This window comes from Mucilaginibacter sp. PAMB04168 (assembly GCF_039634365.2).
Classification (GTDB): domain Bacteria; phylum Bacteroidota; class Bacteroidia; order Sphingobacteriales; family Sphingobacteriaceae; genus Mucilaginibacter.
Genome location: NZ_CP155079.2, coordinates 2,686,634 through 2,701,196, shown reverse-complemented (window position 1 = coordinate 2,701,196; position 14,563 = coordinate 2,686,634). Strand labels below are relative to the sequence as shown.

7 protein-coding genes are annotated in these 14,563 nt (G+C 44.9%); all 7 read right to left on the bottom strand.

The genetic code is table 11. From position 1 onward, the window contains the following. Nucleotides 1-7: 7 nt before the first annotated feature. The gene (locus ABDD94_RS11400) at nucleotides 8-1,822 is read right to left on the bottom strand and encodes a RagB/SusD family nutrient uptake outer membrane protein (RefSeq protein WP_345952346.1); all 1,815 of its coding nucleotides are present in this window, start codon (nucleotides 1,820-1,822) and stop codon (nucleotides 8-10) included. A gap of 43 nt (nucleotides 1,823-1,865) precedes the next feature. Then, nucleotides 1,866-5,237 carry a TonB-dependent receptor gene (locus ABDD94_RS11395; RefSeq protein WP_345952345.1) on the bottom strand — a complete coding sequence of 1,124 codons (3,372 nt, stop codon included), beginning with the start codon at nucleotides 5,235-5,237 and terminating at the stop codon, nucleotides 1,866-1,868. A 567-nt stretch (nucleotides 5,238-5,804) separates the two neighbouring features. Further along, nucleotides 5,805-6,596, bottom strand: coding sequence for a GDSL-type esterase/lipase family protein (locus ABDD94_RS11390; protein WP_345952344.1), 792 nt, complete (start codon nucleotides 6,594-6,596; stop codon nucleotides 5,805-5,807). A 26-nt stretch (nucleotides 6,597-6,622) separates the two neighbouring features. Then, nucleotides 6,623-8,785: an alpha-galactosidase gene (locus ABDD94_RS11385; protein WP_345952343.1), complete on the bottom strand. Its 2,163-nt coding sequence runs from the start codon at nucleotides 8,783-8,785 to the stop codon at nucleotides 6,623-6,625. Between the two features lie 9 nt (nucleotides 8,786-8,794). Next, entirely contained in the window at nucleotides 8,795-11,152 is a 2,358-nt protein-coding gene (locus ABDD94_RS11380; protein ID WP_345952342.1) for a glycoside hydrolase family 2 TIM barrel-domain containing protein, read from the bottom strand. Continuing rightward, the gene (locus tag ABDD94_RS11375) at nucleotides 11,149-12,336 is read right to left on the bottom strand and encodes a prolyl oligopeptidase family serine peptidase (RefSeq protein ID WP_345952341.1); all 1,188 of its coding nucleotides are present in this window, start codon (nucleotides 12,334-12,336) and stop codon (nucleotides 11,149-11,151) included. The genes ABDD94_RS11380 and ABDD94_RS11375 overlap by 4 nt, the downstream gene beginning before the upstream one ends. Before the next feature lie 3 nt (nucleotides 12,337-12,339). Beyond that, nucleotides 12,340-14,562 carry a glycoside hydrolase family 3 N-terminal domain-containing protein gene (locus ABDD94_RS11370; protein ID WP_345955973.1) on the bottom strand — a complete coding sequence of 741 codons (2,223 nt, stop codon included), beginning with the start codon at nucleotides 14,560-14,562 and terminating at the stop codon, nucleotides 12,340-12,342. Nucleotide 14,563: the final 1 nt, after the last annotated feature.

Sequence of the window (14,563 nt, the reverse complement as noted above, 5' to 3'; positions counted from 1 at the left end):
ACACAGTTTACCATCCGGGATTTTGCACCAGGATGTTGTTACGATCCATCTCCGATTGCGGCAATGGCCAAAGCATGTGTTTTTTATTAAAAACTCTTGTCTCTACTATGGTCCGCTTATAAAAATTAACATCCGTGAAGCTGGTACCGGCAGTAACATTAAGACCATAAATAGGTGTGGTTTCGGTCTTATCCGCTATTTTCCAACGTCTAACGTCCCAAAAGCGATGTTCTTCGAAGGCAAGTTCAATCTTGCGCTCATGCCTGATCCGTTCCCGCATTTGGTCCTGAGACAAACCGGTAATGAGTGCCGGCAGGCCGGCGCGTTCCCTTACCAGATTTACATATCTGGCGATATCGGAATTACCAGGGTCGGCTTCATTTAAGGCCTCTGCATAATTAAGATAAAACTCGCCGAGCCTGAAAAATATCCAGGCCTTAAGTACATGCTTGCCATTTTTTACATCACTTTCCGGATTTACCATCTTAGTAGTGGTATAGCCAGTGGTAGAGTGGTCATTGGATCCGTTATAACCGTCCCTGCCTGTTGCAAAAAGCTCAACACGGGTAATTGTTTTACCATCGGCTCCCTTATATAACCAATCCATACCATTGTAGCCGATTGATGCATAAAAGCGAGGTTCTCTTCCTACAAACATATTGAAGGTTCCGGCCTTTGCATATTTGGTTGCTGCGGTTGAAAACCCAGCTTCCAGATAGCCAGATGCCGGATTGATTACCGGGTTGGCCGTGGTACTGTTAGCAGTGAACGGAGCTATACCATTTTCCATTTCATACTCATCTACCAGTTGCTGGCTAGGGCCAAGGCCTATGTAGCCATTAAGCTGCCTTGGAGAAGCACATCGCTCATAACGGATCACGTCGCCGGTTTGCGGGCGCCCCCAAATAACTTCTGCATTCCAACGGTCTAAGAAAAGATACTGATAAGAAAGAAGCGGATCAAACTTGCCATCTATGCCATTCTTTTTATATAATCCGCCAGGCATTTTGTCTATAACCGCCTTTGCGGCCGCAGCAGCTTTTACCCACTTCTCTTTGTTGAAAACCTGGTTAATTAACTGTTTACCGTCCTTGTTTTTAAAATCCGCATAATCTGTATTGCCATTCCACTGTGGGCTTGCCGCATAAAGTAACACCCGAGATTTTAGTGCCCTTGCTACTCCTGCCGTAGTTCTGCCATAGTCAATCGTATTAAGTGGATTATCCGGCAACACCTTTTCTGCCTTATCAAGCTCGGATACAATAAAGTCTACACATTCGTCATAAGAGTTTCTCGGCATCTGAATTTCGTCGAGCGGCGCATCAATTGGTAGCGGCGTTTCGGGCAAAATAACAACCGGGCCGTATTGGCGCAATAACAAAAAGTAATAATAGGCCCTTAGCACCCTTGCCTGTTCCCTGTACTGCGCGGTAATTCCTGGGTTAAGCTGATCACATTCCGCACACTCTCCTACTCTGTTAATAAACGTACTTGCTGCGCGAATACCTTTATAATATTTAGCCCACAAGTCAAAAGGTGCCGAAACGGGTGACCAGTTCCCGGTGTTTATCTGCTGATGAGGCCAGTTGAAAACCCAGTCTGCCTCATCCGAAAGCGGGGTATAATTTGTTCCGTTACAAATCAGCGGGTCTGGGATGTAACTATACACGTTTGCCAGGTAACGCTCCGTTTCGAGCCGGATTGTAAACACCTGGTCGATGTTGAGCATATCGTTCGGCTGCTTATCAAGAAACTTTTTGCAGGATACTAACGCGATGCTTGAAAGTACCAGCAGAATATATTTTAGTTTATTTCTTATCATGGCTTTTGATTTAGCATTTATTTTACTTTGATTACGTTAAGCATTAAAGATTAAGGTTTACACCAAAGTTGAACGTTTTCTGAATCGGATAGGCCCCGCCATTGGCACTGCCCAATTCAGGATCCCAAAACTTAAACTTACTCCAGGTGTACAGGTTGAGCCCACTGGCGTAAACCCTGAGCGTATTTATTTTCAACCTTTTTGTGAGTGATTTAGGTAAGGTATAACCAAGTTCGGCTGTCTTAAGCCGGATATAAGCCGCATCACGCTGCCACCATGTGGAAGTTTGATAGTTGTTGGTATTGCTTCCGAAAGACAATCTTGGGAACAGCGCATCCTGCCGGGGATTATCAGGCGTCCAGCGGTCAAGACTGTTCACATTCAGGTTGCCGATAAGTCCGCCTCCCTGAAAAGGATACCAGCCCGTGCCGCCAAGTGTAAAGCTGGCTGAACCATTTCCCTGAAAGAAAACGGAAAAGTCAAATCCCTTTAAAGCGAGCGTTGTTCCAAACCCGTAAATTGATTGAGGCACCGCCGGATTACCTATGGCTACCTGGTCATAGGCATTGACCACACCGTCGTTATTGTAATCCATGTACTTGATATCGCCAGGTCTTACAGCACCAAACTGTTGCACCGGCGAGTTTGCTATATCTTGCTGATCCTGGAAAAGACCAAGTGCAATTAACCCAAAAGGTTGGTTATAGCGCTTTCCTACCCGGTTTTGGTAGTTATAAAGATAATCGGGCTGATCTGTATTGAGCAGCTTGTTTCTGGCATAAGTATAGTTGCCTCTAAAAGTGGCATCTAAGGCGCCTACCCGGGCTCTGTACTCCACGGTAGCCTCAAAACCCTTATTTTCCATTTCTCCGAGGTTGCCGTACGGGTTGTTTTGCAAACCCAGGGTTGCAGGTAACGAGGCGCGTTGCAGGAAAATACCTTTACGGTGGCGTTTAAATACATCGGCTTGAATGTTAAAGCCATTTAAAAACCTGGTCTCTAATCCCAAATCCACTTCACGCTCCTTTTCCCAGGTAAGATCTGCGCCCCATTGGTCCTCGCCTCTTCCACCAAAGCCATTATTAGCGTCGATACCGAAGGTATAGCTGCCATTGCCGCCCCCTACAGTTGTCAGGTAAGCAAACCTCCGGCCGCCAATCTGGTCGTTTCCTTTTATACCCCAAGAGCCGCGTAGCTTCAAATATTCAATCCAGGATATGTTGTTCTTGAAAAAGGATTCCTGAGAAACGATCCAACCCGCAGCAACTGCAGGGAACAAGCCATAACGGTGTCCCGGTGAAAAGTTCTCAGAGCCATTATAGCCGGCGCTCACTTCCAGAAAATAACGATTATTATAACCATACGAAAGCCTGGAAACCACCCCCTGAAGCCTGAAAGGGAGTGCACTTATAGCATCTGTGGCATCAGCGTCCTGGTAGTCCTGCTGATTGTATAGCAATAATGCTTTTACATCATGTTTTCCAAAACTACGGCTATAATCAATGTTGGCCTGAACATAGATTCGCCGGTTTCCGCCCGCAGCTTTTGAAAAGCCAAGGTCGGCCTTTCCGGTCACTAATCTGCTCAGGATTAAATTCCCGGCAGCATCACGACCCGATGCAAAATACTTATCAACCTGGTCGCTGTTAGCCAAGTATGATCGTATTTGATTAATATTATGATAGTTGTAACCGTCGAAAGCGAACTTTCCCTGGATAGTAAGTCCTTTCACAAACCTCGACAGATCATGCCTGAGAGTGAGATCAGTCTGGATGTTGTTTCTCCATTCAGTGATGAAGCCTGTGCCCGTAAGTTGTGCATACGGGTTAATAAGGCTGCTGATTCCACCGTAAAGAGATTTTCCAGGGTTTGCGGGGTCGGGGTAAGTTGGAGAATAACCGATGGGTGTGTTATTTTGTATCGTCGACCAGATATTTCCACTACTCGTTCCGGGATAATTTGATGTAACTAAGATACCGCCCAAACCAAGGCTAAGCTCTGTATACTTATTCAGGTTTACGTCAACGTTCGCTCTGAAATTGTATCGTTTTACTTTTGCATTGGTGTTGTATGCGTTGAGATTATCGCCTTTCCAAATCCCATCCTCCTGATAATAGCCGGCGGATATAAAATATTTTGACATATCGCTGCCACCGGTTACGTTTAAGTTTGCTCTTTGATTATTGGCATGGTCTTTCAGTATCAGGTCTAGCCAATCTACATTAGGATACAAGTATGGATCTTCGCCGCTGCGATATTTATCTATAATTGCGGGAGTATAAGGAGTAACAAAGCTTGGGTTAGTAGCTAACTGTGCCTCGTTGTACAACGTAAGCCATGTGGGACCATCTACATAATCCTGAAGCCTGGTAGGCCTATTGCTGCCTTGTTCCAGTTTAAAACTGATAGCTGGTTTCTGGGTGGACCCTCTGCGGGTTGTAACAAGGATTACTCCGTTAGCTCCTCTTACACCATATACCGAAGTGGCAGCAGCATCCTTGAGCACAGAAATGGTAGCAATTTCTTCAGGTTCTATATTTGATATGGGCCGCTCAACACCGTCAACCAATACTAGCGGACTGGCTCCGGCACCAAATGTACTGATACCTCTTATCCAGAACTGGGCATCATCATAACCCGGTTCGCCACTTCTTTGTACGGATATTAAACCTGAAACTTTGCCGGCAAGTGCATTAGTTAGCGAGCGGGGAGCCGCCTGTTTCACATCTCTTACATTTACCGTAGAAATAGATGCTACCAAACTTTCCTTTTTTTGTATGCCGTAAGCTACCACGGCCACTTCGTTGAGGCTGGTCACATCAGGCTCGAGCGATACATTAAGTTGTCTTCTGGTATCTAAAGAGATCTCCTGGGTTTTATACCCTACAAATTTAAATACCAAGGTTTCATTTCCGGTAAGAACCGTGAGCTGATACTTACCGTCCGGGTCTGACACCGTACCTTTAGTGCTCCCCTTGATATTAATAGTGACACCCGGAACAGGATCACCTTTTTCATCGGTTATTCTTCCTGAAACAGGTATCTCAGCAGGTGGTGATACCTCTTTTGGCAAAACGGGGTAATTGCCAGATGTTTTGGTGTTACGAATGACAATAACATCTCCCGAAACCTCAAAGTAGAGTTCCTTTTTATCAAGCAATTGCTTGAGCACCTCAGAAAGGGGCGTATCGCGAAATTTCAAGTCAATTTTATCGTCAACATTGATAAGCGCTGGGCTATAAACAAAATTGACTTTATATTTCTGTTCGAGTTCGGTTAGGATTTTTTTAAGTTCCAAACCCGTTCGGTTAATACTAACCCTCTTGTCCAGAATGGGTTGCGCACCGCTTCCCTCGGCGAGGCTGCTACCCAAAATGGTCAAAGCGAGTATTAATTGTAAAAAACTAAATCTCATGAACTTTACAAGTACAGGTTTACAATACATGGTTTTGGTTGTTAATCGTTATTTTTTGACACAAGAAAGCCCATGCGGCCGCCTGGCAGCTGCTCTTAAATGGCTGTGAATCATCTTTGGGCGGAATTAAGTGAGCGTGAGTATTGACGTACCTACGGTCAGCTTTTACGAAGGTCAGGTATAGGTTTTATTCATATTCTATTAGGTTTAATTGGTTTTATCTGGAATATTTATCTATTCTTTATCCTCCGGAAATGAACTTTATTCCCGACTTTATCTTACCCGTTCCCTACGTGCTACATAAAAGCATTTTTAAAAAAATATCTAAAGCTATTTGCTTCACATGGTATGCGCAAAGGGTTTACCGGGGCCACAAAATTTATTACATCAGAAAACCTCGAATCTAACTACTTCGCGGCTGTATCATTTGATGTTTATATTGGTTTAATACAGATAAGCATCGAGGTACCTAATAATACCCTCCAAAAATCATTTCTTTTAAAATTTTAATTTAAACCATTGGTTTACAGGTCGAAAAGTTTGCTCTTTATGAAAATCAACTTGGTACTAATTCAAAACCGTTCTGTAAATAGCTTTTGCCCAAAACTCACCTAATTTAACAGCACCCATTTTATTAGGATGCAAGAAAAACACTCCTTCCACTCCATCTTCATGTTGAAAAAAATCTTCGGCGTGATGCTTAAAGAATTTGAATGCTTTTTTATCGCCCAGAAAGACCTGATTCGGGTACGTTTTACGGTAACTTATAACGACCGCACGTATGACCGGAAAGTAGCTTTGCAGTCGCTCCAATCCCTCTGCATCATAAGTAGCACCCCGGTTATGCGTATTGGGGCTGTACCAGATAGGCTGTTGAAACACAAGTTTACACCCCGGGTATTGTTTCAGTAGTTGATTGGCGATGGCGTGCAGGTTTTTCTCATAGCTTTGAGGAGATACGGGTGCACCGTGCGGCCCTTTAACAGCACTATCATTAGTACCCAATATCAGCGAGAAAACAAGCTGTGCCTTGCTATCCTCAAAACTGGCTACGGCTCGCTCAACCTGATTGAAATCCCGGCCACTACCAGGCAAAAAATCCAGTGTGGTATGCCCGCTAAAGCCCATGTTTTTAAAACTAACGGTTCCAACTTTGGCTTGAGTGCGCAACCACCCAACAGCTGATACCGGAGGCGCTTCGGTTGCCGGACTTTTTAAGCCACCGCCATAAGTGATACTATTGCCAATAAAAACGATATTAACATTTTGACGCCCTGCGTCAATGCTTTGAGCCTTTGCCATCACATGGATGCACAAGCATATGGCGGCAATCAAAAATTTACGGTAAGATAAGTGCATGGTTTAATGACCTGGTTGATGTATGTCTATTGTAGGGTTATTTCTACTACTGAACTTGTTAATGCCTTCAAGTGCCAGTTATTCAGGTCGAGGCCAACTTTCATTAAGTAGTCGCCGGTAAAAGTCCGGCCGTTGTCGGTAAGAATTGCCTTTGTACCAGGCATCAAATTGGTTTCTTCTATTTTGTACTTGGCCTGTGGGTTAAGCCCCTGAAGACGTACACGGTTCACTTGTTCACGTTCGCGGATATTTAGATTATAATTGAATAGAACCGCCTTAGTTTTTGTACTGTCTACGTACATAAGCACTGCACGGTTGGCCTCATAGGGCGAGATGAGCCTGTAAATATCGCCGCGCCAAATTACATTGCTAAGGCGTTTGTAATTTTTGATGGCCTGTTGTGTAAAGACAAGTTCGTTGGGCGTCATTTTATTTACGTCGATGTCATAACCTAACTTACCCATCATGGCTACATCAGTTCTGAACTTTAGTGATTGTTTACCCCATGAAGTTACATGGCAGGCCACAGTATTTGCGGGGAAAAAATTGCTATAGCCCCACTGAATGTATACGCGCTCAACCGGATCTGTATCATCGCTTGCCCAAAACTCGGTGAAGTATTTTAGAGCTTCGTAATCTGTTCTGGCACCGCCTCCTGAGCATAACATTATAGGCAGCTGAGGGTGCTTAGCACGTAAACGCTTTAATATATTATAAAAGCTTTGAACATAGTAGACAAACAAGTTCGATTGCTTATCCTTGAGATGTGCTGACCATGTATTAGTCATCAGCCGATTGCAATCCCACTTAATGAACGCCAGTCCCTGATTTTTTTCAATTAGTTCATCCATCGTACGGAATACAAAATCAGCTACTTTTGGGTTAGTAAGATCTAGCACCAGTTGATTGCGATAATAGTTTTCGGCACGATTAGGCAGCTTCAATATCCAATCGGGGTGTTTCTCGTATAGTTCGCTTTTAGGATTTACCATCTCAGGTTCAATCCATATACCAAACTTAGTACCTTTTGCCTTGGCTTGCTTTATCAGATTACCGATCCCATTCGGAAGCTTATTTTGAGTGGGTTGCCAATCGCCCAATGCAGTCTTGTCGTCACTACGAGGATACTTATTTCCAAACCAGCCATCATCAAGCAGAAAAAGATCTGCGCCTATTTTAACGGTATTATCAAGCATCCCGTTGAGCTGCTGTTCATTAAAATCAAATTTGGTGGTTTCCCAATTGTTAAGCAATACCAGGCGAGACCCGTTGCCGTCCATTACATCATGGTTACGTGCCCAGGTATGTAAGTTTCGGCTTACCTGTCCGCGTCCATTTGCTGAATAGGTAAAAATGAAAGCCGGAGTAGTAAAGGTTTTGCCTGCGGTTAATTGATAAGCTGATGCATATGGATTAATACCTGATACAACACGCAGCGAGTTGTTTTGATCCTGCTCAAAGTGAAAGCGAAAGTTCCCTGTCCAGGCCAGTGTACCGGCTATAACCTCACCGGTATTTTCATCGCTTAATTTGTTCAACGACAGCAAAAACATTGGGCTTTGGTACATATTTGCCCGGGTACCGAGTTTACTATCGATCTCTTTAATTCCGCTGGTCAGTTTCGACTCCTGCATTTGCATTTCATAAGCCCAATCGCCATGAAACTGAGTAAGCCAATAGCTCTCAGCATCAAAATGCAGCATGGATGAGGCATAATCGTTCAGGGTGATCGTTCCTTTCTCGTTGTTGATGATCTCGGTCCAGGACTTGATCACATCCTCATGGGCGTATGCCTGATAGTGTAGCTTAACTATGACAGGATATTGAGGGTCTTTTAAAGTGACGACGGTTTCTGTACTCGCTGCATCAGGGTTGTTTACCTTCTGATCAACATAAACAAGATCTAGTGAGGGATTGCCATCGGCATGAGTGATACGGATGGCCGGCTGAAACTGATCGTCCATACCACCGGTGATATAGGCGTTTTTTCCTTGAGGCGCACTGTTGTTATCCTCGCGGTTTTGGAAGCGCTCGCCCAAATAAGACTGGTAAACGTGCCCATTCTTACCTACCGTTAATATAAGCGAGGTGCGATCAGTTTCAATAATGATACGTTTATTGTTTTGTGCATAGCCTGTTATAAAAGACAGCATCAATGCCAACAAAAAGAATAGCTTTATATTATTCATAATTTGAATTTATTTTACAGTTATATTCATAACGCCGCTACTTAGGCCTTTAGAGGTGGCCTTTACCTGTACCGGTCCGGATAGGCGGCTACTGCGCAAAACCAGCAGGCACCTGCCCTCAAATACCTGACGATGATTAGCTACAAAAAGTTCATCGCTCATACGATTGCCGTTGGCTACGCCTGCAATGGTAGCAGCTCCTTTAACATCAAACTTAATATCATTTGTTGCTTGCGGCACAATAATTCCGTTCTGGTCAACCACAGTTGCTGTAATGTAGGCAAGGTCAAGCCCATTTGCCTGCATAAGAGTTGAATCGGTTTTGAGCACTACGCGGCGCGCCTGACCGGCCGTTTTTATTTCGTCTGCCGCAATTTCTTTCCCATTTAACCGTGCCACTGCTCTGATGCTGCCCGGCTCATAATTTAGTTCCCATACTATTTTGTTCTTAGTAAAGTCACTCATCCGTTTTACTCCTACCGACTTGTTATTCAGAAACAGCTCCACTTCATCGCCTGTGGTGAATGTATAGAGGGTAAGCTTTTTACCAGCTTCCCAGTTCCAACTATCGGTCATCTTAAGCGTTTTCATAAACACATCATTCCAAACTCTGGCATCACTGCCTTTTGCGTCCAAAACGGCAATCTTAACCATTGGCTCTGGGGAGTACAGGCTTTTGATGTAAAAAGAGATGGGCTTCCAGAAATCGCACCAGTCAATAATACCATTCCACCCTTTAGATGGCCATCCAAACGACTCGCCTATATAATCGGTGCCACCCCAATAAAACTGTCCGCACGTATAGCTGTGATCGTAAGCGAAAAAGTTTTCCCCACCATTGTCAGTGGTCATCTCGCTTTCCAGAAAAATTAACTGCGGGAATTTTAAACGATCGCGTTTGTAAAAGCGGGCCATATAATTATCGCTCATTACGTCCATATGAAACGCCATCGGTGCCGGGGTATCTTCATCGCGTGACGGATACAATCCGCTGGTTACTTTACGCGACGGATCGAGCCGGCGAACTACTTCCACCATCTTGTCCAGTTGTATAACAAATGCGCTGTCTTTATATTCCTGCTTTACAGCCACCTCATTACCCACACTCCATATAAAAACGGATGGATGATTGCGATCTCGCTTGATGAACCACTCGAGATCAGGCTGCCAAAGCTGATGGAAGTCTTCACCCGGACCATAATATTCGCTGCTCCACTTATCAAAGCTTTCGTTAAAAATCAGGATTCCCAACTCATCCGCTAAGTCAAGTACAGCTTTCGAATAAGGATTATGTGCTAAACGTATGGCATTTACGCCCATTTGCTTAAGCCCTGATAAACGCCGGCGGTAGCCTTTTTCGAAAGAAGCTGCGCCGAGCGGCCCAAGGTCGTGATGAATATTTACACCATTAAGAAATACTTTACGGCCGTTAAGCAAAAAGCCTTGTTGTGAATTAAAATCAACTGTTCTTATACCGAAACGGCTCTGATAAGTATCTGTTAATTTGCTTCCAAGCCATACATAAGTTTTGGCTGTGTAAAGTTTAGGCGAACTGATGTCCCAGCGTTGGGGATTAGTTATTACAGTGTTTTGCTTGTAGGTGTATGTTTCGTGAGCGCGCAATGGAACATTGCTGACGATTTCCTTTATCTCTTTGCCATCGGGATCGATAATTACCGTTTTCAATGTAGTGAGAGCAGTACTATCATTTGAGTTAACCACTTGTGTTTGTACGGCTATATCAGCCCTCCTATCGCCAATAAAGGGCGTACTTATATAGGTGCCATTTTCGGCCACATGAACCGGCGATTGGATATGCAGCCATACATTCCGGTATATACCTTCGCCTGTATACCATCGTGAGCTCTGCTTAAACGTATTGTCGTACCGGACGGCTATGGTTGCCTGTTTGCCCGGCGCTACGAGTTTTGTGATGTCGTAGTTGAAACCTGTATAGCCGTTACGGTGCCTGCCTAGGTAAGTACCGTTTAACCAAACTTCGGCATCGCGGTACACGCCTTCAAATTCCAAGCTTACCAGCTTACCATTTGTGCCCGGCGGACGAGTGAAAACTTTACGATACCACCCGATATGCCGTGGACGGAAGCCGTTTTGCCGCGATCCGCTAACGGTGTCAAAAGCACCGGCTATACTGCCATCGTGCGGAAGATCTACAGACTGCCATTTTTTATCATCGAACACAATATGTTTGGCATCAGGATTGTCTCCGACCCGAAACTTCCAGCCAAAATTAAGCAAGCTGTCCTTTCGGACCATTTGCTGTGCAGAAGCTTGTTGGTTAAAGAACAGGGTTGCCCAAAAGACTAAACCTATATTTCGTATTGGTTTCCAGAAGTATTGTCTCATTGTTTTTGGTAGTAATTGTGAGCGAAGCGAATAAATTTATCCCAGTCATAAGCAGTAAGGTCGTGTATACCCTCGCGGAGATGATAGCCCAAAGGTGGCTGCAAAGCTGGCCTGTTGGGCGGTGGCAAACTAGCATACAAAGCAGATTTTATGCGGTATAGCTCATATACTGGTTCCGCTGCTTTTATAGCCATATAACTTCCACTTGGATCGGCCCACTTATCTTTTGTTGCATTAGTTGTATATACCGGCCGCGGGGCGCTAAGGGCAATCAGCATGTGCTGATCCACTGGCAAATCGTCTTCGTTATTGTTGTACTTTTTATAGTTATCACAAAACCAATACGGAAATGTGGCATTGATTTTTTCGATAGTCTCACCAAAGCGTCTGCGCGACAAGGCAGCGCCAGTATTGCCCGAACAACTAGCAAAACACATCGCAAAACGGCGGTCTTGGGCCATTAACCAGAGTGCGGCTTTACCACCCCTTGAATGACCCACGATGGCTACTTTTTTAGCATCGACGGACTTGTCGGTTTGCAGATAATCCATCACCCGGCTTGCACCCCAGGCCCAAGCTCCTATGGCTTTCATACCGTTCGGGGCTTTCAGTTGCTCCGGATAAAGTCTTAATACACCGTTGGCGTAACTATCCTTGCGGTCAGGTGCCAGATCGCTTACATGAAAGACTGCTGTTGCGTAGCCACTGTCAATTACCTGTTCGGCAGGCCAGAACTCCGTTTTGCTGATGCGTGCCGGGTCCATGTTGTTTTTACCTCGATTATTGATCAAGAGGAATAAAGGTGATGCCTGCCTGGCATGTAACGGTGTAAACATCACCAGGTGAATACCGACGCTTTGCTGTTGGCGAAAAACTTTGATATCTATTTCTTTCAGGACGGCTTTGCCTCCCATAGCCGAATTATCCAAATGAGTTATTTGGTACTTTATGCTATCAAAGTCCTGCGGCATTTGACCGTATACGTTGTCTTCGAAAAGCTTGAGCAATTCCAACCTGCGTGTATGTTCCCACACATCCTTACGTTTAACCTTTTTTCCGTTAAGGGTTGTGAGCATATCCGGCAGGGTGTATTTTGGCACCAGCTTTTCGTCGTAGTTTTGCGCAAAAGTAGCCGATGTGATCAGGATTAATGCCAGCCCAACCAATGCTTTAAATCTGTTCATTGGCTATTGCAGCTTAAAGTTACTTTGCAGCCGGATATCATCAGATGCACTGCCAATCATCAGCGTAAAATCTCCGGGCTCCGATACCCATTGTAACTGCTGGTTGTAAAAAGAAAGCTTCTCATTATTAATTTTGAAGGTGATCGTTTTGGACTCGCCTGGTTTCAAAGGTATATTCTGAAAATCTTTTAGTTTTTTTATGGGCTGCACTACGGATGCGACCGGGTCATTTATATAAAGCTGCACCACCTCCTCGCCCGCATATTTGCCGGTATTGCTAAGAGTAAAACTGGCGGTAATAATGCCTGTTCTTGCCATGCTGGTCTTATCAAGCTTCAGATCAGCATATTTAAAGTTAGTGTAGCTCAACCCGTAACCGAAGGCATAGCGTGGCGCATTAGGCACATCGATATAGCCGGTCTGGTATTGTGTGCTCGACGTAGTAAACGGGTGGCCGGTTTTGTAGCCGTCATAAGTAAGCGGAATCTGTCCAACCGAACGTGGAAAAGTTACCGGCAGTTTCCCCGAGGGGTTATAATCGCCAAAGAGTACATTGGCAATAGCTGGTCCACCTTCATCCCCAAGAAACCAGGCATATAAGATAGCATCGGCCTTGTCAGCAATTTCCTTGAATATCATGGGGCGGCCCGCCATAAGTACTACTACTACGGGTTTGCCGGTTGCTTTTACCGCATTGAACAATTCCATCTGCCGACCAGGCAATCCGATATCGGCACGCGAGCGCGATTCGCCGCTCATGTCACCTGCTTCGCCCAAAGCCATCACAACCATATCGGCACGCTTGGCCATTTGGACCGCTTCGCCCATACTTGTAGTATCATTACTTTTAATGGTACAACCGGCCGAATACGTAAAATGAACATCGTTGCCGCCCTTTTGGATGAGGCCGTCATACATACTGGTTATTCTGCCAAATTCTGCGGCACCAATCCAGTTACCCTGCAGGTCTCGTTTCGACTTAACCAGAGGCCCTAACAATGCAATGGTTTGTCCATGCTTTTGAAGTGGCAAAATATTGCTGGAATTTTTTAACAGCACAATAGATTTCTCGGCAGTGCGCAAGGCAGCCTCCTTGTGTGCCGGATTACTCCAGGCCTTTCGCTGACGCTCCTCGTTACAAAAGCGATAAGGATCATCAAACAATCCCAATTCAAACTTTTTGTATAATATCCGTTTTACAGCATCATTTATCAGCTTAATGCTTACCTGCTTTTCCGCCACCAGTTGCTTCAGATTGTTAATGTAACTGTCGCTCATCATGTCCATATCGCATCCGGAAATAAGGGCTTTCATAGCGCCGTCCTTCTTATCCTTAACGTATCCCCATTTTATCATTTGGTCTATCGACCCCCAATCACTTACTACAAAGCCTTTATAGTTCCACTTGCCTTTCAAAATATCGCGTTGCAGGTAATTACTGGCAGCTGTGGGAACGCCGTTTAGAGTATTAAAAGAACTCATAAAAGTTGCTACACCTGCATCTACTGATGCCTTAAATGGCGGCAGGAAAGTTTCCCATAGCTGATGTTCGCTCATCTCGACATCGTTATAATCCCGACCAGATGACACCGCGCCATAAGCGGCAAAGTGCTTGGCGCAAGCCATTAACGCGTCTAAACCACCCAGCTTTTCACCTTGAAAACCCAGCACCCGGGCTTTGGCTATCTCGCTTCCCAAATAGGTATCTTCGCCGGCGCCTTCCATAATGCGGCCCCAACGTGGATCACGTGCAATGTCAACCATAGGCGCAAAAGTCCAGTTAAGGCCGGCGGCCGCTGCTTCAACCGCAGCAATGTGGCTTGACTGCCTAATGGCAGCCAAATCCCACGAAGCTGACTCTGCTAAAGGTTCAGGAAAAATAGTTTTATATCCGTGAATGACATCCATACCAAACAACAGCGGTATCTTTAACCGCGACTGCATGGCCACTGCCTGTATTTGTCTTACATTATTAACACCTTGTACATTTAGCATTGACCCCACTTTTCCGTTTTTGATATCATCAAGAATACCTGAATTTCGGGCAGTTACAGGCCCGGTCGCTTCCCGGCCGGAATACTGGTTTAGTTGCCCTATCTTCTCGTCTAGTGTCATCAATCGCATAACAGAGTCCACACGCTGGTCAATAGTTTTATGCTGTGCTAAAGCAGAAAAATGCATGCTTGTAAACACAATGGCTATAATAGTTTCTCTAATCTTGTACATA